General features: G+C 70.2%; 18 protein-coding genes. 9 read left to right on the top strand and 9 right to left on the bottom strand.

Features of this window, described 5'->3' with window-relative positions; translation table 11 throughout:
- Nucleotides 1-89 precede the first annotated feature (89 nt).
- The 4 genes from LR393_RS37000 to LR393_RS12550 form a co-directional block, all read right to left on the bottom strand.
- Nucleotides 90-473, bottom strand: coding sequence for a cold-shock protein (locus tag LR393_RS37000; protein ID WP_345718837.1), 384 nt, complete (start codon nt 471-473; stop codon nt 90-92).
- A gap of 94 nt (nt 474-567) precedes the next feature.
- Nucleotides 568-1,239, bottom strand: coding sequence for an HAD family hydrolase (locus tag LR393_RS12560; protein ID WP_231484034.1), 672 nt, complete (start codon nt 1,237-1,239; stop codon nt 568-570).
- A gap of 119 nt (nt 1,240-1,358) precedes the next feature.
- Nucleotides 1,359-2,279: a hypothetical protein gene (locus tag LR393_RS12555; RefSeq protein ID WP_231484033.1), complete on the bottom strand. Its 921-nt coding sequence runs from the start codon at nt 2,277-2,279 to the stop codon at nt 1,359-1,361.
- Entirely contained in the window at nt 2,276-3,085 is an 810-nt protein-coding gene (locus LR393_RS12550) for a hypothetical protein (RefSeq protein ID WP_231484032.1), read from the bottom strand. Before LR393_RS12550 ends, LR393_RS12555 begins: the two co-directional genes overlap by 4 nt.
- A 169-nt stretch (nt 3,086-3,254) precedes the next feature.
- Between LR393_RS12550 and LR393_RS36350 the strand changes: the two genes are divergently transcribed.
- Nucleotides 3,255-5,756 carry a helicase-associated domain-containing protein gene (locus LR393_RS36350; protein ID WP_231484031.1) on the top strand — a complete coding sequence of 834 codons (2,502 nt, stop codon included), beginning with the start codon at nt 3,255-3,257 and terminating at the stop codon, nt 5,754-5,756.
- Between the two features lie 42 nt (nt 5,757-5,798).
- Complete coding sequence (locus LR393_RS12540; protein ID WP_231484030.1) at nt 5,799-7,454, top strand: DNA repair helicase XPB; 1,656 nt, start codon at nt 5,799-5,801, stop codon at nt 7,452-7,454.
- 6 nt (nt 7,455-7,460) lie between these two features.
- Here LR393_RS12540 and LR393_RS12535 read toward each other — a convergent pair whose 3' ends face one another.
- The gene (locus LR393_RS12535) at nt 7,461-9,251 is read right to left on the bottom strand and encodes an ABC transporter ATP-binding protein (RefSeq protein ID WP_269327077.1); all 1,791 of its coding nucleotides are present in this window, start codon (nt 9,249-9,251) and stop codon (nt 7,461-7,463) included.
- Between the two features lie 82 nt (nt 9,252-9,333).
- Here LR393_RS12535 and LR393_RS12530 point away from each other — a divergent pair, with 82 nt between their 5' ends.
- The 4 genes from LR393_RS12530 (at nt 9,334) to LR393_RS12515 (ending at nt 14,666) form a co-directional block, all read left to right on the top strand.
- Entirely contained in the window at nt 9,334-9,771 is a 438-nt protein-coding gene (locus LR393_RS12530) for a MarR family winged helix-turn-helix transcriptional regulator (protein ID WP_231484029.1), read from the top strand.
- A 47-nt stretch (nt 9,772-9,818) separates the two neighbouring features.
- Complete coding sequence (locus LR393_RS12525; RefSeq protein WP_231484028.1) at nt 9,819-10,526, top strand: response regulator transcription factor; 708 nt, start codon at nt 9,819-9,821, stop codon at nt 10,524-10,526.
- 6 nt (nt 10,527-10,532) lie between these two features.
- Nucleotides 10,533-12,137, top strand: a complete 1,605-nt coding sequence (locus LR393_RS12520) for a sensor histidine kinase (RefSeq protein ID WP_231484027.1) — start codon at nt 10,533-10,535, stop codon at nt 12,135-12,137.
- A gap of 690 nt (nt 12,138-12,827) precedes the next feature.
- Nucleotides 12,828-14,666 carry a S1C family serine protease gene (locus tag LR393_RS12515; protein WP_231484026.1) on the top strand — a complete coding sequence of 613 codons (1,839 nt, stop codon included), beginning with the start codon at nt 12,828-12,830 and terminating at the stop codon, nt 14,664-14,666.
- A 318-nt stretch (nt 14,667-14,984) separates the two neighbouring features.
- Here the strand turns inward: LR393_RS12515 and LR393_RS12510 are convergent, their stop codons facing one another.
- Both LR393_RS12510 and LR393_RS12505 read right to left on the bottom strand, forming a co-directional pair.
- Entirely contained in the window at nt 14,985-15,275 is a 291-nt protein-coding gene (locus tag LR393_RS12510) for a WXG100 family type VII secretion target (protein WP_231484025.1), read from the bottom strand.
- Between the two features lie 405 nt (nt 15,276-15,680).
- A complete protein-coding gene (locus LR393_RS12505; RefSeq protein ID WP_231484024.1) occupies nt 15,681-15,899 on the bottom strand; it encodes a hypothetical protein in 219 nt (72 codons plus the stop codon).
- Nucleotides 15,900-16,260: 361 nt separating this feature from the next.
- Between LR393_RS12505 and moaA the strand changes: the two genes are divergently transcribed.
- From moaA to LR393_RS12490, 3 genes are all read left to right on the top strand, one after another.
- Nucleotides 16,261-17,349, top strand: a complete 1,089-nt coding sequence (gene moaA, locus LR393_RS12500; protein WP_231484023.1) for a GTP 3',8-cyclase MoaA — start codon at nt 16,261-16,263, stop codon at nt 17,347-17,349.
- 9 nt (nt 17,350-17,358) lie between these two features.
- On the top strand, nt 17,359-17,664 hold the full coding sequence (locus tag LR393_RS12495) for a MoaD/ThiS family protein (RefSeq protein WP_231484022.1): 306 nt from the start codon (nt 17,359-17,361) through the stop codon (nt 17,662-17,664).
- Nucleotides 17,665-17,924: 260 nt separating this feature from the next.
- Entirely contained in the window at nt 17,925-19,517 is a 1,593-nt protein-coding gene (locus tag LR393_RS12490) for a glycosyltransferase family 39 protein (protein ID WP_231484021.1), read from the top strand.
- 3 nt (nt 19,518-19,520) lie between these two features.
- Here the strand turns inward: LR393_RS12490 and LR393_RS12485 are convergent, their stop codons facing one another.
- Together LR393_RS12485 and groL are read right to left on the bottom strand one after the other, a co-directional pair.
- Nucleotides 19,521-19,988, bottom strand: coding sequence for a molybdenum cofactor biosynthesis protein MoaE (locus tag LR393_RS12485; RefSeq protein ID WP_231484020.1), 468 nt, complete (start codon nt 19,986-19,988; stop codon nt 19,521-19,523).
- A gap of 202 nt (nt 19,989-20,190) precedes the next feature.
- Nucleotides 20,191-21,816 (bottom strand): chaperonin GroEL, encoded by a 1,626-nt coding sequence (gene groL / locus LR393_RS12480; RefSeq protein WP_231484019.1) that lies wholly within the window; start codon nt 21,814-21,816, stop codon nt 20,191-20,193.
- Between the last annotated feature and the right edge of the window lie 54 nt (nt 21,817-21,870).

The following is a 21,870-nucleotide window of genomic DNA, read 5'->3' as shown; positions in this document are numbered from 1 at the left end:
CGGCGCCGATCTGGCAGTGGCCGCGCCCGCCAGTCTCCCCCATCCGCGCAGGGTGTCGAGCAGGCGCGGGCGGCGAGCCGGTCGGCCGATCACGCCTCGAGGTCGTCCGCTACGGCGCGGAGCACGGTTGCCACCTTGCTCGCGGAAGAACGGTCGGGGTAACGCCCACGGCGCAGGCTGTTGGAAACATTGTCCAGCAGCTTGATCAGGTCTTCGACGATGACCGTCATGTCTTCGGCCGGCTTCCGCATCGCCCGGGCCACGGACGGGCTGGCCTCGACCAGGCGCACGCTCAGGGCCTGCAGGCCACGACGGCCCTCGGCGACCCCGAACTCGATCTTGGCGCCCGGTTTGAGCGTGGTCGTGCCCTCGGGCAGCGCGGAGGCGTGCACGAACACCTCGCCACCGTCATCGTTGCTGGCGAAACCGAAGCCTCGCTCGGCGTCGAACCACTTGACCCTGCCAGTCGGCACGTCTTTTTCCCCTGTCACGTGATGATTGCCGCGGACCTTATTATCCGCGGCAACCGCTCTTGCTCACGATCTGTCGTTTCCTCAAGATTAGCCGTCAGTTGCCGACGTGCGAACGGCTTAATCCGGCCAGATGACCCGAAAGCCACCGGGGGAATCCGAGAAGATCATTGAGGACGACGTCGGCACCGGCCGCGGTGAGCTCGCCGGCCGACTGCGGTCCGGTGATCACACCGACGCTGGTGGCGCCCGCGAATCGGGCCGCGGCCACGTCACCGACGTGGTCACCCACGTAGACCGACGCACCCTCGACCACGAGCAGCTCACCCTTCGCGGTGCCGAACCGGCCCCCGGCGATCAGGTCGGGCCGGTGCGGGTGGTCGAGCAGGCCGATCGCCTCGAGTACGGAACGGACCCCCGGCTCGGACTTCGCCGAGATCACCAGGACCCGCCCGCCGGCCTCGCGGACGGCCGCGAAAGACTCCAGCACACCGGGCAGCAGCGTGTTCCGCGCCAGCCCGGTGGTGGAGTAGAGCGAGCGGTAGGTGTCGGCCATCAGCTCGACGTCCACCCCCGGCATCAGCTCGGAGATGATCCGGTCGAGCGGGTACCCCATCAGCGGCCAGGCCCGCTCACGATCGACGACCGTGCCCGGCGCACCCCCGCCGACCTGCTGATGTGCCTGTGCCAGCGTGGCCACGATGCCGTCGGCGGAGTCGACCAGGGTCATGTCGAGGTCGAAGCCGACCACCAGCTGTTCAGTGGGCACGACCGCCAGTTTAGGGGGGTTTCGGCACGGCCCGGCACAACCGCGGCACAGCAGAGGACGACGAGGCGCCCCTGCGGGCCCCTCGCCGTCCGGTGGTGCGGGTGCTGGTCAGCTGCTGATCAGCGCAGCGACTCGTGCAGACCGCGATAACGCTTGAACGCGTTACGCAGGTCTTCGGTCGAGCCACCGGCCAGCTTCGAGCGCAGGCCCGCGAGGTCACGCTCGATCAGCGTGGCCGCCTCGGTGACCGTGGACTCCGGGTCGTCCACGAACTTCGCCTGCAGATCACGCCATTCGTCGTCCGAGGTGACGTCGGTACGGCCGTCGACCGCGTCGGGCGCGGCCTCGGAACGACGCCGGCCACTGTTGATCGAGGTGACCGGGGCCGACGGCGTGTCGTCGTCGGTGTCGCTGATCTTCTCGCCCTCGGCGGCACCGGCCACGACGTCGCGGTCCGAGTCCTCGGCGATGACCGGGTCCGTGCCGACGGTGTCCGTGTCGTCCGGGTCGACCGGGTCGGGCTGCGGGGGCCGCTCGGCGGGAACCCGGGTGACGACCGGGTCCTTACCGATGACCTCGTCCTTACCCACACCGGAGACCCCGCCGGAACCGGCGCGCCGGTGGGCCTCGCCGTGTGCGTAGTCCTCCCGCACCGACTGGTCGCCCTGATCCGGCGACACGACCGTGGGACCCGCCCACGACGTCCGTGATTCGCCGCTCCTGGACCCGTCGACCGGCCTGTCGACGGGCTCGTCGACAGTGCCGCCCACCGGGCGCTCACCGGGCCCCGCCTGCCCCACCGAACTCGCCGAACTCGGCCCGGGCCAGCTGGGCCGGGTCTCGGCGGAGGCATCCTGCGGGGTCGGACGGCCGGCGGTCACCGGCTCCCTGGTGTCCTGGTCCGCCCCGGCGTCCCGCTCTGCCCGGGCGTTCCGGCCGGCTGCGGCGCGAGCGGCCTGATCAGCGGCGACCGCCCCGTCCGGACGCAGCTCGTCGGGGTTCCTGACGTCCTTGTCCGTGCCGTTGGTGGGGGTCGTCATCGGGTCTCCTGCGGGTGCCGGTTGGTGTTCTCGTGGTCAGCGTTCACCGTGGTGCTCTCACCGGTGCCTTCGTGACGGGTGGGGCTGACCGGCGGACGGCGGTCGGCGTCGCGGGCCGGGAGCGGCACCGTGTCGCGCACGGGCGTGTCACCGTCGCGAACCGAGCCGTCGCCGGCCGGGTCATCACTGACCGCGGCGTCACCGACGGGGGCGTCGGCGTGCTTGCCCGCAGCCGGCGGCCGGGTGGTGGAGACCGGCTCGGGCGTGCCGACCAGCGCGTGGAACAGCTTGCGGTAGTGCATGAACGCCTGACGCAGGTCTTCCGTCTCCAGCTGGCCGGAGTTGCGGTGACGCTCGTGCGACTCGTGAGCGCTGCGGTATTCCTGGACGATCTCGGCGTGGTCGACCATGACCATGTCGGAGCGGGTGGCGAAGTCTTCCACGGGGTAACCGCGTTCCTTCATCACCGTGTTGATCAGGGTCTCCGCGTCGTCCACGGCCGCCGGCGGCTCGTCGACGAAACGGGCCTGGGCGGCGGACCAGCGGGCGCCGAACCGCGCCTTCTCCTCGGTGCTGAGGTCGCGGATCTGGAGCTTGTCGCGGCGGTCCGCGATGGCCGCCAGGCGACGCTCGGCCTTGGTCCGGTTGTCCGAACCGGCCAGGTACCGCTCGTACTCGGGCCCGAAGCGGTCTTTCAGCTCTGACCGTCGCTGCTGGAGTTCCGCGTTACGGCGGGCCTTCTGGAAGGCGAAGAGACCGAGCAGCAGCAAAGCCAGCAAGACGATGATGACGATCGCCGTAACCATGCGTCCTCCTTCTTCAGACGCGTCCGGACGACCCGGAGCGTTTTCCTTGATCGAGCATCCCCACACATCGGGCAAACCGCTTGTCGAGATGCCAACGCGATGTCAATGCCCGGCCCACGACATGCCCACGCAGGTCGGGCGGATCGCTGCGGGCGATTACCGTTAGGCCGTGCCTCCCACCCCCGTGCGCAGCCTGGCCGACGAACTGCGTAGCTGGGACGACGAGGCGCTGGTCTCGCTCCTGGAACAGCGCCCCGACCTGACCGTGCCGCCGCCGGTCGATCTGGGCGGCCTGGCCACGGCCGCCGTGAGCCGGTTGTCGGTGCAGCGTGCCGTCGACGGGCTGGAAGCGCGCACGCTGCAGGTGCTGGAGGTACTGTCCGTCAGCCCCGAGCCGGTGTCGTCGGGCGAGCTGAGCCGCCGCTGGGGCGCCCCGGTGAGCGCACCGCTGGCCCGGTTGCGCGGGCTGGGCCTGGTCTGGGGCGGGATCCGGTCCCTGCACCTGGTGCGCGCCGCCCGGGAGAGTCTTGGCCCGCACCCCGCCGGTCTGGGCCCGCCGCTCGACGAGGCCCTGGGCCGCCGCTCACCGCAGCGCCTGGCCGAGGTGATGGAAGATCTCGGGCTCCCGCCCTCCGGCGACCCGGACACCGCGCTGGCCCGCCTGGCCGCGCACCTGGGCGACCCGGACACTGTGAAGGCCCTGCTGGAGAAGGCCCCGGCGAACGCGGCCCAGGTGCTGGAGCGGCTGGTCTGGGGGCCGCCCGTGGGGCAGGTGCCCGACGCCGACCGCCCGGTGCGGGCCGGTACCGCGGGCTCCCCGGTGGAGTGGCTGCTGGCCCACGGCCTGCTCGCCGTCGCCGACCCGGGCCACGTGGTGCTGCCCCGGGAGATCGGGCTGGCGCTGCGGGGGGGCCGGGTGCACCGCCGTCCTGAGCAGAGCCCGCCCGCCCTGCCGGTGCGAGAGCGCAAGGCCCGGCACGTCGACGACACGGCGGCCCTGTCCGCGGCCGAGGCGGTGCGGCTGGTCGAGGAGCTGTGCAGCGCCTGGGGCACCGACCCGCCGCCGTTGCTGCGGGCCGGTGGGCTGAGCGTGCGTGACCTGCGCCGGGTGGCAACGCAGCTCGACATCGACGAGACGCCGGCCGCCCTGGTGGTGGAGATCGCCCTGGCCGCCGGGCTGATCGCCGACGACGGCGAGGCCGACCCGTCGTGGCTGCCCACCCCCGACTTCGACGTCTGGCTGGCCGGCAGCATCGGCGAGCGCTGGGCCCGGATCGCGCTGGCGTGGTGGGACAGTCCCCGGGCGGCGGCCCTGATCGGCTCGCGCGGTCCGAAGGACGGGCCGATCGCGGCGCTCGGGCCCCTGGTGGAGCGTCCGCAGGCGCGGATCGTGCGCCAGCAGGTGCTCACCGATCTCTCGGTGGAGACGATCAACCGGCCCTCCCGGAGCGAAGACACCTTCAGTGCCATGGAAGACGCGTCCGGCTCCGGTCTCGTGGAGCGGCTGGTGTGGACCTCTCCCCGCCGGTCGTCGACGTCGCAGCCGGAGCTGGTGCGGTGGGCGCTCACCGAGGCGGCGTGGCTGGGAATCACCGGGATGGCGGCGATCTCGTCGTTCGGGCGGGCGCTGATCGAGTCCACCGAGGCGGTGCACGGCTACGGCTCGGGGTCCGGTCCGCAACCCTCGGCCGCCGAGGTGTCGCGCCGCACGGTCGGAGCCCGGCCCGCGGCCGACCTGCTCGACGAGACCCTGCCCGACCCGGTCGACCACGTGCTGCTCCAGGCCGACCTGACCGTGGTGGCGCCCGGCCGGCTGCCCACCGCGACCGAGCGCGAGCTGCTGCTCATGGCCGACGTGGAGAGCCGGGGCGGTGCCTCGGTCTTCCGTTTCACCGCGGCCTCGGTGCGCCGGGCGCTCGACGCCGGGCGTACGGGTGAAGACCTGACCGGGTGGCTGGCCAGGCACAGTCGCACCCCGGTGCCGCAGCCGCTGGGGTACCTGATCGCCGACAGCGCGCGCCGGTACGGGCGTCTGCGGGTCGGTGTCGCCTCCGCGTATCTGCGTGCGGACGACGAAGGCCTCCTTGCGGAGGTGCTCGCCGACCGGCGGGCCGCGGGGCTGCGGCTGCGCCGGCTCGCCCCGACCGTGCTCGCGGCCGGGGCCCCGCCCGACCTGGTGCTCGCCGCCCTGCGGGAGATGGGCCTGGCCCCGGCGGCCGAGTCACCGGACGGCGACCTGGTGATCCAGTCGGTGCCGCCGCGCCGCGCCCGTTCGGGCGGTTCGCTGGTCGCCCGGCGTCAGCCCCCGCCCACCGCCACCGCGGAGGCGCTCTACCAGGCGGTGCGGGCCATGCGGGCGGTGGACGCGAACGTGCGGCGACCGGTCGCGAGCGAATCCGAGCCCCCGCCGCTGGTGCCGATGGACCCGGCCGGGGCGATCGCGGTGCTGCGGGAGGCCGCGGCCTCGCGTCGTGCGTTGTGGATCGGCTACCTGGAGGACGCCGGGAGGCCGGTGCGGCAGATCATCGAGCCGCTGGCCGTGGAGGGCGGCCGGATCCGGGCCCTGGAACTGAGCACCGGCAAGGTGCGGGGGTACTCCGTGCACCGGGTGATCGCGGTGGCCGGGGCCGCCTCCGCCACCGGGGATGAACCTGGGCAGGAATCGGGTTGAGGCCATGTCCGGTCCCGCCGGCAATGAGGGAGACTGCACTTCGTGACTGACGGACCACTGATCGTCCAGAGCGACAAGACGCTGCTGCTGGAGATCGACCATGACCAGGCGGCGGCCTGCCGCCGGGCCATCGCGCCGTTCGCCGAGCTGGAACGCGCGCCCGAGCACGTGCACACCTACCGGCTCACGCCGCTGGGTCTGTGGAACGCCCGGGCCGCCGGTCATGACGCCGAGCAGGTCGTCGACGTGCTGCTGGAGTACTCGCGCTACCCGGTGCCGCACGCGCTGCTCGTCGACGTGGCCGAGACCATGGCCCGCTACGGGCGGCTCCAGCTGATCAAAGACCCCGACAACGGCCTGGTGCTGCGTGCGCTCGACGTGCCGGTGCTCGAGGAGGTGCTGCGCAGCAAGAAGGTCGCACCCCTGGTCGGGGCCCGGCTGGACCCGGAGAACGTGCTGGTGCACCCCAGCGAGCGCGGCAATCTCAAGCAGGTGCTGCTGAAACTCGGCTGGCCGGCGGAAGACCTGGCCGGTTACGTGAACGGCGAGAAGCACCCGATCGAGCTGGCCCCCGACGGCTGGGAGCTGCGGCCGTACCAGGCCGATGCGGTGGACGGCTTCTGGCACGGCGGTTCCGGGGTGGTCGTGCTGCCCTGTGGCGCCGGCAAGACCCTGGTCGGGGCCGCCGCGATGGCGAAGTCCGGCACCACCACGCTGATTCTGGTGACGAACACGGTCTCGGCCCGGCAGTGGCGCGACGAGCTGATCGCGCGCACGTCGCTGACCGAGGAGGAGATCGGCGAGTACTCGGGTTCCCGCAAGGAGATCCGCCCGGTCACCATCGCCACCTACCAGGTGATGACGACGAAGCGGAAGGGCGCGTACGCCCACCTCGACGTGTTCGACGCCCGCGACTGGGGCCTGATCGTGTACGACGAGGTACACCTGCTGCCCGCGCCGGTGTTCCGGATGACGGCCTCGTTGCAGGCGCGGCGCCGTCTGGGCCTGACCGCGACGCTGGTGCGCGAGGACGGCCGCGAGGGTGACGTGTTCAGCCTGATCGGCCCGAAGCGTTACGACGCGCCGTGGAAGGACATCGAGGCCCAGGGCTACATCGCCCCCGCCGACTGCGTGGAGGTGCGCGTCACCCTGCCCGAACGGGAGCGGCTGACCTACGCCACCGCGGAACCGGAGGAGCGGTACCGGCTCTGCGCCACCAGCGACATGAAGACCAAGGTGGTCGAGCAGCTGGTGCGCCAGCACGCCGGTGAGCAGATCCTGGTCATCGGGCAGTACCTGGACCAGCTCGACGACATCGGGAACCGGCTGGACGCACCGGTTCTCAAGGGTGAGACCTCGGTGGCCGAGCGGCAGCGGCTGTTCGACGCGTTCCGCTCGGGCGAGCTTCACACCCTGGTGGTCAGCAAGGTCGCGAACTTCTCCATCGACCTGCCGGAAGCCAGTGTGGCCATTCAGGTCTCGGGTTCTTTCGGGTCACGCCAGGAAGAGGCCCAGCGCCTCGGCCGGCTGCTGCGTCCCAAGCACGACGGGAAGACGGCCCGGTTCTACGCCGTCATCTCCCGCGACACCCTCGACCAGGATTTCGCCGCCCACCGGCAGCGCTTCCTGGCCGAGCAGGGGTACGCCTACCGGATCATGGACGCCGAGGAGATCGGCGCCCAGAAGCCGGAGGCCTGAGGACCTTCACACGCTGAGGGCGGCGTACTGCCCGTGCCGCTCCAGCAGTGCTTCGTGGGTGCCGGTCTCGACGATCCGGCCGTGGTCGAGCACCGCGATCTGGTCGGCGTCGCGCACCGTGGAGAGACGGTGGGCGATGGTGATCGTGGTGCGGCCCCGGGCCAGTTCGTCGAAGGCCAGCTGCACGGCCCGCTCGGTGGCGGTGTCGAGAGCGCTGGTGGCCTCGTCCAGTACGAGCACCCGCGGGTCGCGCAGCAGCGTGCGGGCAATGGCCAGGCGCTGCTTCTCCCCGCCGGAGAACCGGTGGCCCCGGGAGCCGACCATGGTGTCGTAACCATCGGGCAGCGAGGCGATCAGGTCGTGCACCTGGGCGGCGCGGGCCGCGGCCTCGATCTGCTCGTCGGTCGCGGCCGGCCGGGCGTAGCGCAGGTTCTCTCGCACGGTGGTGTGCAGCAGGTAGGTCTCCTGGCTGACCACGCCGACGACCTGGGCCAGGTCTTCGAGCCGGAACCGGCGCAGGTCGATGCCGTCGATCGTGATCCGGCCGGCGGTGGGGTCGGCCAGCCGGGCCACCAGTGACCCGAGAGTGCTCTTGCCCGAACCGGTCTCACCGACCAGCGCGAGGGTGTCACCGGCCGGGACGGTGAGGTCGACACCGGCCAGGGCCGCGGTGTCGTTGCCGGGGTAGGTGAAGGTGACGTCTTCGATACGCACGTCGCCGCGGATCGAGGACGGGTCGATCCGCACCGCGTCGGCCGGGTCGTCCACCTCCACGGGCAGGTCGAGATATTCGAAGATGCGGGCGAACAGGGCCAGCGACGAGGTGATCGACACCCCGACGTTGAGCAGGCTCATCAGGGGCCGGAACAGGTTCTGCTGCAGGGCGGTGAAGGCGACCAGGGTGCCGATGGTCATGTGGCCGGCGGTCGCGGGCAGCCCGGCGCTCAGGTAGATCGCGGCCGGGATGGCGGCGAAGATGACGCTCATCGAGGCCATCCGCCAGCGGCCGGCCAGGTCGGAGCGCAGTTGCAGGTCGATGAGCCGTTCCGAGGTCTTCGTGAACCGCTCGATCAGCGCGGCACTGGTGCCGAGGGTCTTGCTCAGCTGCACGCCGCTGATCGAAAGGCCTTCTTCGATGGTGACGTTCAGGTCGGCGAGCTCGCGCTGACGCTGGGCGGTGATAGCCCGTCGCAGGTCGGCGACGCGGCGGCTCAGGTAGATGGCCGGCGGCATGACAACCAGCGAGATCAGCGACAGTCTCCAGGAGAGCGCGATCATCGCGACGGCCGTGGCGACCGTGGTGGTGAGGTTGGAGGCGATGGAGGTGGCGGTCGAGGTGACCACGCTCTGCATGCCGCCGATGTCGTTGGTGATGCGGGACTGCACCTCGCCGGTGCGGGTGCGGGTGAAGAAGGCGATGGACTGCTTCTGGAGGTGCGTGAACACGTCAGTACGCAGCCGGTGCATCACCTCCTGGCCCACGCGGGTGCTGATCCAGGTCTGGAGCACACCGAAGATGCTGGTCACCGCGGCCACGGCGACCATGCCGCCGACGAGCCGGACCAGCAGGGAGACCTTCTGCTGCGGGATCGCCACATCGATGATCTCGCGGAGCAGGAAGGGCGAGGCCATCGCGATGATCGACGAAGCCACGATGATCGCGACCACCACGGCGAGCGGGGAGCGGTGGTGGACGAAGAGCGCACCGACACGGCGCAGCGAGACCTCGCGGGCCTGCGCCTTCTCGGCGGCACGCTGGGCGGGACCGAGTTCGGGGGAACGGGAAGGGCGGGGCAAGAGCGACCTCCGGGTTGGGCGAATATTTAGTGAGGTTACCTCACTATGAGGCTCCAACCGCAACCTCGGCTACGGTATTCCGGTGAGTACGCAGGAAGAGGACGAGACCCTGGCCGAGGCGTTCTGGTCGGTGTCGCGAACCCTGCGCCACCGCAGCCACGAGAGCATCAGCCCGCTGGGTATCACCCCGGCCCAGGCCCGGGCCATCGGCGTACTGCGCCGGCACGGCCGCATGCGCATCAGCTCGCTGTCCGACCACCTGCGCATCGCCCCGCGCTCGGGTACTGAGGTGGTCGACGCCCTCCAGGTGCGCGGCCTGGTGCTGCGCTCACCCGACCCGGACGACCGGCGCGCCACGCTGGTCACGCTCAGCAGCCAGGGCGAGGAGATCGCCGAGGCGGTGCGCAAGGCCCGGGCGGCCGAGGCCGAACAGTTCTTCGACCGGCTCGACGAGGCCGACCGTCGCGAACTGGCCCGGATCATCGGCCTCCTGCGCCGCCCCGACACCCAGCAGCCTTAACGGTCGGCGTCCAGGAACTTCCCAGAAACCAGGTGCACGCTAGAGCCGTGGCTGAGAAGACGTTTGAAGCGAAGTTGCTGGTCGTGGACGACGAACCGAATATCCGCGAACTGCTGACCACGAGTCTGCGGTTCGCCGGTTTCGACGTCGTGGGTGCTGCGGACGGCGCCCAGGCCCTGGCGCTCGCCGAGCAGCACCGCCCCGACCTCGTGGTGCTGGACGTGATGATGCCGGACATGGACGGCTTCACAGTCACCCGCAAACTGCGCGAACGCGGCCGGGACATACCCGTCGTATTCCTGACTGCCCGTGACGAGACCGGCGACAAGGTCACCGGTCTCACCGTGGGCGGTGACGACTACGTGACCAAGCCGTTCAGCCTCGAAGAGGTCGTCGCCCGGATCCGCGCCGTCCTGCGCCGCACCGGTGTCGCGACCGACGCCGCCAGCGGGCGCCTGGTCTTCCACGACCTCGAGCTGGACGAGGACTCGCACGAGGTCCGCCGCGCGAACCGCCTGGTCGAGCTCTCCCCCACCGAGTTCAAGCTGCTGCGCTACCTGATGCTGAACCCCAACCGGGTGCTGTCGAAGGCGCAGATCCTCGACCACGTCTGGGCCTACGACTTCAACGGCGAGGCCGGGATCGTCGAGTCCTACATCTCCTACCTGCGACGCAAGATCGACGATGTCGAGCCCCCGCTGATCCACACCAAGCGCGGCGTCGGCTACGTGCTGCGTCTTCCTCCCCAGGGCTGATCGGCGATGAGCACCCAGACCCAGAACCTTCCGCCCGAGATCGAACTCGGGCCCCCGCCGGCCCCGGCGAAACGCCCGCGAGCCGTGCAGCGCGTCCGCCATCAGTGGAACCAGGCGCCGCTGCGCGCCCGGCTGGTCGGGATCATGGTCGTGCTGCTGGTCGCGGGCCTGGCCCTGACCGGTTTCGCCAGCCAGTACGTGCTGAAGAGCTACCTGGTCGGCAAGGTCGACAGCCAGCTCACCAAGAGCCTGAAACCGGTCGCCGAAGACGCTCTCAACGGGGGCGGGAACAACAGCGACGCGCTCAAGTGGGGCCTCGTCCGCTACGTGATCAAGATCGGCGTGGACGGCGGCGGAATCGGCGACGACGACGTACCGGCCGAGGGCTCGGTGCCGGCCCTGAGCGACATGACCGCCACGCAGGCCTGGGCCACGAAGAACAAGATCTACACCGTCGGCTCGGAAGAGGGTGACTCCAGCTGGCGGGTCATCGCTTCCGGGTGGAGCAGCCCGGTCGGTACCACCGGGAGCGTGCAGATCGCGATCCCTCTCGACGACGTTGAGGACGCGGTGAACCGCCTGCGCATCCTCATCGTGATGTTCGGCCTGATGGTGACCGTGCTGTTCGCGAGCCTCGGCTGGCTGGTGATCCGGCGCTCGTTCAAGCCTCTCACCGAGGTCGAGGAGACCGCCGCCGCGATCGCCGCGGGCGACCTGTCCCGCCGGGTGCCCGCGCACCCGCCGACGACCGAGGTCGGCCGGCTCACCCACTCGCTCAACGGCATGCTCGCCCAGATCGAGAGCGCGTTCCACCAGCAGGAAGCCTCCGAGCAGAGGACACGCCGGTTCGCCGCGGACGCGTCGCACGAGTTGCGTACGCCGCTGGCCTCCATCCGGGGTTTCGCCGAGCTCTACCGGCAGGGAGCGGTTTCCGAGCCGGAAGACGTCGCCCGCACGATGAGCCGGATCGAGGACGAGTCGCGCCGCATGGGTGCGCTGGTGGAAGACCTGCTGCTGCTGGCCCGCATGGACGAGCAGCGCCCGGCCCGCGCCGAACCGGTCGACCTGGCCGTGCTGGCCGGCGACGCCGTGCACGACGCGCGGGGTCTGGCGCCCGACCGCCAGGTCCGGCTGGTCGGGCTGGCCGAGGGCCACGGCCCGGTCCCGGCCGTGGTGACGGGTGACGACCACCGCCTGCGTCAGGTGGTGGCCAACCTGGTCGCCAACGCCGTGCGGCACACCCCGGCGGGCAGTCCGATCGAGGTGGCCGCCGGGCAGCAGAACAACGTCGCGGTGCTCGAGGTCCGCGACCACGGCGACGGGCTCACCCCCGAGCACGCGAGCCGGGTCTTCGAGCGCTTCTACCGGGTGGACGCGTCCCGGGCGCGGCACCAGGGCGGTGGTTCCGGTCTCGGTCTGTCGATCGTCTCGGCCGTGATCGGATCGCACGGCGGACGGGTCGGGGTGACCCAGACACCGGGTGGCGGTGCCACGTTCCGGGTGGAGCTGCCGCTGGTCAGCACCGCCCCGGACGAGGCTCCCGACGCCCCGGACACCCCGGACGAGCTGGACGGCAGGCCCTTGTCACCCGGTGCCAGTCCGTCTACCTGAGCGCAAGATCGCTGACCTTCAGTAACCGCCCGCCCGAATGGCCGACCATCGGGCGGGCGGTCCTTTGGTCCCGTTCCCCATCCGTCACAGCGCTCTCTCCTGGGCATTCCCGCAGGGTGAGGGGAAACTGGCACTACGGCGTGACACCAACCACAGGGTGATCTCGTCAATCCGACTCGTACGGCCTGGCCTGCGGGGATATGCTTGTCCGTACAGGTGATGCCGACACTCCCCCGGGCATTTTCCGGGAGAACACTGCGTTCCCTGAATCGAAACCAGGCGGTCACAGAGTTGCGAGAGCCTGGGTATCGGTAGAGCACAACGGCCTACGACCCTTTGTTAAGGAGGAAAGATGCTTCACACCGCGACCACCCCGGACCGTGACGACACTGAGGCTCCTCGATCCGCCTCCGTCGCCAACCCCCGTCGCACGCGCCTCGGCGCCGACGGCCGGCCGCTGAACGTTCCGGCCACTCCGTCCGCCGCTGAGTAAAGCGCTTATGGACGCCTAGAACGCTTGCGTTCGAACGGCGATGCCCCGGTCTCACGACCGGGGCATCGCCGTTTTTGCGATCTCTCCCGCAGGCCGGATTCACGTTCTCAGGCTTCTCACAGACGTGGTGCAGCGAACGCCGAGGGGCGGGGCTTGAACTAGTCCATGTCAGCAAGCTGGCCATGAGGGTGAGAAGAATGTCGCAGACCACGAACAACCACGACGAGAACACGTCCTCCTGGGGTAACCGCCCCGGTGACGACTCGTCCGCCACCAACCCGGCTCCGGCTGCGCAGGCTTCCTCCGCTCCGGCCGGCCCGACGCACGAGACGCCGGCACAGACCCAAACCGCCACGGCGCCGGCCACACCGGCGTACAGCGCAGCCCCGGGATACAGCGCGACGCAGGACACGCAGGCGGTACAGACCCCGCAGGCACCCCCGGCGCCGCAGGCCGCACAGTCCCAGCCGGGCGCCCAGCCGTACGGACAGCAGCCTTACGGCCAGCAGTACGGCCAGACCCAGCAGAACCCGCAGGCCTACGGGCAGCAGCCGCAGGGCGCCCCGCAGTACGGCCAGCAGCACGACCAGAACCAGTGGCAGAGCCCGTACACACGCCCCCAGTACGGGCAGACACAGCAGACGGGCTGGAGCAGCGGAGGCCAGAACATGCAGAACACCAGCGGCGGTACGCAGACCCTCACCGCCTACCCGACCACGACCGACACCCAGACGGGAGCCCCGGTCGGCACGCAGACCGGCGCCCTGCCGCAGGCCGGCTGGGGCCAGCCCGGCTCGAACGGTCAGCTGGGTCAGCCCGGTCAGGGTGGGCAGCCTCCGCTCCCGCCGAACGGCAAGAAGCGCCGCGAGGCCGGGCAGCCCGGATGGCGCGGTGTGATCGCGACCGGTCTCGGCGCGGCCCTGATCGCCAGCCTGCTCACCGCGGGCGTGGTGCTCGCCGTGAACAACGACGACCCCTCCTCCGCCACCAGCTCGCTCACCTCGTCCTCCCAGAGCGGCGACTCCGCCGAAGCACCGGTGACCACCTCGTCCTCCGAGAACGCGGACTGGAAGGCCGTGGCCTCCGCGGTCGAGCCGAGCGTGGTCTCGGTGCAGGTGACCAGCCAGTCGTCCGAGGGTGAGGGCTCCGGCGTCATCCTTGACACCGACGGCCGGATCGTCACCAACAACCACGTGGTCACGGGCGCCCAGACCATCGAGGTGGTACTGAACGACGGCCGGAAGTACACCGCCAAGGTCGTCGGCACCGACTCCGCCACCGACCTGGCCGTGATCCAGCTGGAAGACCCGCCGAGCGACCTGAAGCCCGCGACCCTGGGTGACACCGACTCGGTCAGCGTGGGCGACTCGGTCATGGCCGTCGGTAACCCGCTGGGCCTGGCCGGCACCGTCACCACCGGCATCGTGAGCGCCGTCGACCGCCCGGTGACCACCTCGTCCTCCGAGAGCAGCGACTCCTCGTCCAGCGGCTCCGGCGAGACGGTCGTCACCAACGCCATCCAGATCGACGCGGCCGTGAACCCCGGTAACAGCGGCGGCGCCCTGGTGGACGCACAGGGCAAGCTGATCGGCATCAACTCCTCGATCGCCACCCTGAGCCAGAGCAGCGGTTTCGGCCAGGAGAGCTCCAGCCAGTCCGGCAGCATCGGCCTGGGCTTCGCGATCCCGGTGGACCAGGTCAAGAACATCACCAACCAGCTGATCGAGAACGGCAGCGCCCAGCACCCGTGGCTGGGCATCACCCTCGGCGACGCCACCGTGAAGGTGGACAACGCCGAGCGGGACGGCGCCTCGGTGCAGTCCGTGGTCGCCGACTCCCCGGCCGAGACCGCCGGCCTGAAGAAGGGCGACACCGTCATCGCCATCGACGGTGAGTACATCAACGGCGCCGAGTCGCTCATGGCCCAGGTCCGCGAGCGCACCCCGGGAACCGAAGTGACCGTCTCGATCGTCAGGGACGGTAAGACCCAGGACGTGAAGGTCACCCTGGACACCCGCCCGGACAGCGCCAACTGACCCCGCCCACTACCCCGCCCGGCCCGAGAGGGCCATGAGGTAGCCACTGGCCGGCCACACCGCACCACCGTCCGCCCTGGCCCCCACCCGGGGCGGACGGTCCCGACGGCCGATCCCCACGGCCGTCACAACGAAAGGGCTGATCCGAGCAGCCCTTTCCCGAAAGACCTCCGGAGATCCGCCAGGATCACCGGAGGCCTTTCGCGTTGCCCCCGACCGATCCGGACCGGACACCAACGCTCCGGTCCACCGCCCGCCCCGCACTCGCCCGCCGCCACGGCCACCAAGGCACCTCAACCCCTGACGCCAGCTTCCCCGTCAGACCGTGAACATCCGCACCGCAGCGTCTTCCACCTCTTGGTACTGCCGCCCCGCCTGGGCCAGCGCGGCCTGGATCTGCTCCAGAGCCACCCGCACCCGCTCTTGCGTCACCCGCCAGTCACCGACCACCGACTGGAACGACGTGGCCGCCGATCCGCTCCAGCTGCCCTGCAACTGCACGAGATGCCGCATCATGCGGTCGACCTCGGTACCGATCTGCTGGGCCGACGCCTGCACCGCGGCACTCGCCTGCACCACCTGGACGCTGTCCACCTCGAACCTGGGCATGCTCTCCCCTCCGCCGAACCCCCAGCATCACGAAATGTCTTTCCGAGGGACCGCTCCCGCCTGCGGCCTGGGGGTGCGCACGGGCGGGAGCGGCCGTTCCGCCACCGGTTCAGGTGGCGTGGAACGACCATGACAGCTTCCGCCAGCAGGCATCCGGCACTGTCCACAGAATCCGCGCCTGTGGAAAACCCCGGGTTTGTATGAGTCACGGGGCCGGATCGAACGCGGGACCCCAGCAAAACGACACCGCCGCGCACAGCTCCCGTCAGGGAGCCACGCGCGGCGGCGGAAGGACAGCGGTCAGCCGGCACTCATCGGACCGGTCGGGACGGGACCTCTCGACCGGTCCGACGCGAGCGCACGGGCCGGACCGCCGGTCCGGGTCGTTACGGGTCGCTACGGACCTCAGTGCGCGGCGTAGGGCATGGGGTTCGGAACCTCCCACACCATGGACAGCCGGCGGCCACCCTTACCGTCGGGCAGCTTCACCCAGTGAGCCACCGGGCGCAGCCCTGCGGCCGTCCACTCCGGGTGCCCCTCGTGCAGCGACGAGTCATTCGTCGCGGAAGCCGATTCCGTAGACGACGCGCCGGAGACCGTCTCAAGACCATAGGTTCGCTTCATAGTCCCCTAGCCACCTCTCGTTCATCTTTTGTTCACCTTCAGGTTAGCACCTGGTCAAGTGAGACAACACTGGGAGCTCACAGGCAACGCTCACCACCGGGGAGCCCAGCCGCGTCACCAATTTTTACTCTCTGTCATATCAGCACGCAGACGGGTGTTTCCGGAGGCCGCCGACCGGCTGAACCAACCCGGATCACCTGCCCAAAGTGCTGGAAGAGGGCCACGTCACAGCGTCGCCGGACGGCACCGAAACAGGTTCTTCCGGTTCATCTGGGCGACCCCACCCCCGGTACGGCCGAGCCGGGGGTGCCCGGCTCGGCCTCGAACACGCGTTTTCCCCAGCGTTGTTTACAGTGGCGAGGTGGCAACGGTGATGCTCGGCCTCCCGAGGACTCGTGGAGAGGGGCGGACCCCCGCGCCCACGGGGCGCCCCGAAGACTCCCGCCTGATCGACACCTATGGACGGGTGGCGACCGATCTGCGGGTGAGCCTGACCGACAAGTGCTCGCTGCGCTGTGGTTACTGCATGCCGCCCGAGGGCCTGGACTGGCTGCCCGACGACCAGGTGCTCTCCGACGACGAGCTGATCCGGCTGATCACCCTCGCGGTGCACGAGCTGGGCGTCGAGGAGGTCCGCTTCACCGGCGGCGAGCCGCTGCTGCGGCGCGGCCTGGAACGCATCGTCGAGGCGACCGCCCACTTACGGACGAAGACCGGCCGCGCCCCCGTCACCGCGCTCACCACGAACGGTGTGGGCCTGGACAAGCGCGCCCGCGCCCTGGCCGCGGCCGGGCTGAACCGGATCAACGTCTCCCTGGACACGCTCGACCCGGAACGCTTCCACCGGATCACCCGGCGCGACCGGCACCGCGACGTGCTGGCCGGACTGGCCGCGGCGGCCGCGGCCGGGCTCGGGCCGGTCAAGGTGAACACCGTGCTGCTGCCCGGCATCAACGACGACGAGGCCGTACCCCTGGTGCGCTGGGCCCTGGCCCAGGGCTACGAGCTGCGGTTCATCGAGCAGATGCCGCTCGACGCGCAGGGCGCCTGGCAGCGCGAGCAGATGGTCACGGCTCACGACATCCAGCAGGCCCTGGCCGGGGAGTTCGAGCTGATCCCGGTCGACGCCCGGGCCCGGGGCGCCTCGCCGGCCCAGACCTGGACCGCCACCGACGGCCGCAACACGGGCACCGTGGGCATCATCGCCTCGGTGACCCGCCCGTTCTGCGGCGACTGCGACCGCACCCGGCTGACGGCCGACGGCCAGATCCGCAACTGCCTGTTCGCCCGCGACGAGACCGACCTGCGGGCCCTGCTGCGCTCGGGTGCCGACAACGCGGAGCTCGCCCAGATCTGGCGGGCGGCCATGTGGGGCAAGGCGGCGGGCCATGGCATCAACGACACCTCGTTCATCCAGCCGGACCGGCCGATGAGCGCTATCGGAGGCTGAGCCGTTCCCATGGGTGACACCCGCACCACCAGTGACAACACCACAGATCACAGCAACCTCACGACAGGGTTGGTCACGATCCGCTACTTCGCCGGGGCCCGGGCCGCGGCCGGAGTGGAGTCGGAGCATCTGTCCATCGCCGGGCCCACCCCCCTCGATGAACTCCTGCTGCACCTTGCCGAGCGCCACGGGGCGGATCTCGCACGGGTTCTCAAGGCGTCGTCGTTCCTGGTGGACGAGGTCGCGGGCGACCGCCGGAGAGTCGTCCCGGTCGGCGCCGTCGTCGATGTGCTGCCGCCATTTGCTGGCGGTTGATCCGGTTTTCCTGGGTTTTCGACTCCCAGGAATCTCTCAGTCGACCGTTGTCCTCCCGTGACCCTTCCGGCGGGTGACAGCGTCCGGCCTGACGTAGGCTGATCGTGGGCGCTCCTTCCGAAGGCGCCGTAACGGTCTCCCGTTGTCGACGATGTCCGCCGTGGGTGACCACGGATCAGGATGCGGCAATGTCGCCGTGCGTGACCATAGGCACTCTCATAAGCGCCGACTCACCACGTCGAAGTAGGAGACATCGTTCGGTGACGCAGACCACGGGGCGGGGACCCGACGGGGCCGTACCGGCTGATTCGGGCCGGAAGACCACCGCACTCGCCGGACCGCAGACCACTCCTCTCAGCACCAGGCCCCGCCCGGGTCGTCTCGAGCGCCTCGAGGGGCGCGCGCACGATGTCCTGGCCCGGCCCGGGATGGCCGAGAGCCTGGTCGCGCTGATCGGCGCCGTGGTCTTCACCTGGTGGATCAACCGGCCCAGCCCCTGGTGGGACGAGGCCGTGACCCGCGACGTGGTGTCGCGCAGCACCGGCGAGATCCTCGACCTGACCAAGAGCGTCGACCTCGTCCACGCCACCTACTACCTGCTCGTGCACGCCCTGGTCGGCGACAGCGCCTCGATCACCCCGATCCGCCTGCTGTCCGCGGCGGCCGCGACCGTCACCGGTGTCCTGCTGGTGCGTCTGGGGCGCGAACTGGGCTCCGGCCGGGTCGGCCTCGTCGCCGGCCTGCTCTGGGTGATCGCGCCGCTGTCCTCGCGCTACGCCCAGGAGGCCCGGCCCTACGCGCTGGTCGCCCTGATGGCCACCGCTGCCACGCTGGCCCTGGTGCAGGTCTGCCGCAAGCCGTGGCTGCGCACGCGCTGGGCGGTCTACATCGGCTGTGTGACCGCGCTCGGCCTGCTCAATGTCATCGGCCTCACCATCCTGGCCGTCCACCTCTGTTACGTGCTGGCCACGTCGGCCGCCCCGGTGCGGCACCGCTGGTTCCTGGCCGGCGGCCTGTCCGTGGCCCTGCTCAGCCCGCTGCTCTGGTTCTCCAGCCGGCAGAGCGCCCAGGTGGCCTGGCTGCCGGTGCCACACTGGAACCGGTTGACCGGTTTCTTCGAGGCCCAGTACGAACTCACCTGGGTCGTCATCGGCCTCCTGGTGCTGGCCTTCGCGGGCATCGGCCGGGGCACCCACAACCCGGCCCTGGCGCTCGGCCTGGCCTGGGCGGTGCTGCCGACGGTGATGCTCTGGAGCGTCTCGCAGGTGCACCCGCTCTACGACTGGCGCTACGTCTTCTTCACCGTGCCCGGTGGCGCGCTGGCCCTGGCCTCGCTGGCCACCCTGCTGCGGGTCCGGTACCTGGCGATCATGCTGCTCGTGTTCGTCCTCGGCGGTGCCCACATGCAGGCCGTCTACCGCTGGCGGGCCACCGGCCACTCGGAGAACCTGCGGGGCGTGGCCCAGACCATCGAGTCGCAGGCCCAGCCGGGCGATGCGGTGATCTTCCTGCCCGAGTCCCGGCGCGTCGTGAAGCTGGCCTACCCGGCGGCGTTCGACGAGGTCGACGACATCGCCCTGGCCCAGACCGGCGCCCGTTCCGCCACCCTGTTCGGTGTCGAGGCCTCGACCGCCGACATCACCAAGGCCCTGCGCAAGCGCACCCGGGTCTGGGTGGTCACAAGCAACACCCGTCTGGGCGAGAGCGCCGAAGACCCCGAGGCCGACAAGCAGCGGCTGCTGAGCAACAACTTCCACGCCAAGAAGGCCACCGACCTGGGCACTTACCAGGTTCAGCTGTACCAGCGCAGCAGCAAGGAAGCCGGCATCAAGAACGCCGGCTCCAAGAAGTAGCACTCAGGGGCAGGCGACCCACTCGTCGGTGCCGTCGGCCAGCACCTGGCGCTTCCAGATCGGCAGCTGCGCCTTGACCTCGTCGACCAGACGCATGGCGGTCTCGAAGGCCTCCTGACGGTGGGCCCCGGCGACCGCGACGGCCAGCGCCGTGTCGCCGATGGCCAGCGTGCCGATGCGGTGGGAGACCGCGACCGCCTCGGCGTCACTGGCGGCGGTGACCTCGGCGACGACCCGCTCCAGCACAGCCTGCGCGGTGGGGTGGCCGACGTACTCCAGGCCGGTCACCTCGCGGCCGCTGTCGTGGTTACGCACCACCCCGCCGAACGTGACCACGGCCCCCGACGACGCTCCCCCGACACGTGAGGCGAGCTCCTGGAGGTCGATCGGCTGATCCGTCACCTGGGTCAGCAGCACCTGCCGGGCGGGCGGGACGATCCGGCTGTGGTCGCGTGTGGTCTCGATCGGCACGGGAACCAGGGTAAGCAGCGTTGGTGCAAGGCTGCGCACCGATCCGTGTCTACGTGCGGATCGACCGCGAAGAGACGTAATTGCGGACGTCGGCCGGCCCGGTTCCGGGAGGGGCATCCCAGGTGCGCATCCTCGTCCTCAATCAGAAAGCACGAGGGGCGGCCCTCCCGAAGGAGAGCCGCCCCACTGTGGTGCAGATGGATCAGAAGTCCATGCCACCCATGTCCGGAGCGCCGCCGGCCGGAGCCGCCGCCTTCTCCGGCTTGTCGGCGATGACCGCCTCGGTGGTCAGGAACAGCGCCGCGATGCTCGCGGCGTTCTGCAGCGCGGAGCGCGTGACCTTGGCCGGGTCGATGATGCCCTTGGCGATCAGGTCGACGTACTCGCCCGTGGCCGCGTTCAGACCGTGACCGGAAGGCAGGTTGCGCACCTTCTCCGCCACGACGCCACCCTCGAGACCGGCGTTGATCGCGATCTGCTTGAGCGGGGCCTCGACGGCGACCTTGACGATGTTGGCGCCAGTGGCCTCGTCGCCGGTCAGGTCGAGCTTCTCGAAGGCAACGACCGAAGCCTGCAGCAGCGCGACGCCACCACCGGCCACGATGCCCTCTTCGACGGCAGCCTTGGCGTTACGCACGGCGTCTTCGATGCGGTGCTTGCGCTCCTTGAGCTCCACCTCGGTGGCAGCTCCGGCCTTGATCACCGCAACGCCACCGGCCAGCTTGGCCAGGCGCTCCTGCAGCTTCTCGCGGTCGTAGTCGGAGTCGCTGGCCTCGATCTCGTTGCGGATCTGCGTGACGCGGCCGGCGATCTGCTCGGCGTCACCGGAACCCTCGACGATCGTGGTCTCGTCCTTGGTGATGACGACCTTGCGGGCCTGGCCCAGCAGCTCCAGGCCGGCGGTCTCGAGCTTGAGGCCGACGGTCTCGGAGATGACCTGGCCACCGGTCAGGATCGCGATGTCCTGCAGCATGGCCTTGCGGCGGTCGCCGAAGCCGGGCGCCTTGACGGCGATCGACTTGAACGTGCCCTTGATCTTGTTGACCACCAGAGTCGACAGCGCCTCGCCGTCGACGTCCTCGGCGATGATCGCGAGGGGCTTACCGCTCTGGATGACCTTCTCGAGCAGGGGCAGCAGGTCCTTGACCGTGCTGATCTTGCCCTCGACCAGGAGGATGTACGGGTCGTCGAGGACGGCCTCCATACGCTCCGGGTCGGTCACGAAGTAACCGGAGATGTAGCCCTTGTCGAAGCGCATACCCTCGGTGAGCTCGAGCTCGAGCCCGAAGGTGTTGCTCTCCTCGACGGTGATGACGCCTTCCTTGCCGACCTTGTCCATCGCCTCGGCGATGAGCTCGCCGATCGCGGGGTCAGCGGCGGAGATGGACGCGGTAGCAGCGATCTGCTCCTTCGTCTCGACCTCCTTGGCCTGCGCGAGAAGCTCGGCGCTGACGGCCGTGACAGCCGCCTCGATGCCCTTCTTCAGGGCCATCGGGTTGGCGCCGGCGGCGACGTTGCGCAGACCCTCGCGAACCAGGGCCTGGGCGAGCACGGTGGCGGTGGTGGTGCCGTCACCCGCGACGTCGTCCGTCTTCTTCGCGACCTCCTTGACCAGCTCGGCGCCGATCTTCTCGTAGGGGTCCTCGAGCTCGATCTCCTTGGCGATGGACACGCCGTCGTTGGTGATAGTGGGGGCTCCCCACTTCTTCTCCAGAACGACGTTGCGGCCCTTCGGCCCGAGGGTCACCTTCACGGCGTCGGCGAGCTGGTTCATACCCCGCTCGAGGCCGCGACGGGCTTCCTCGTCGAACGCGATGATCTTGGCCATCGTGTGGTGTTCCCTCCACGTAGGGTGGGTTGTTGGCCAGGGAGATGCCCGCGA

Origin of the sequence: Kineosporia mesophila, assembly GCF_021129235.1 — a bacterium.
GTDB lineage: Bacteria > Actinomycetota > Actinomycetes > Actinomycetales > Kineosporiaceae > Kineosporia > Kineosporia mesophila.
Note: the sequence above shows the minus strand (reverse complement) of the source record. Positions and strands in the feature narration are given on the sequence as shown.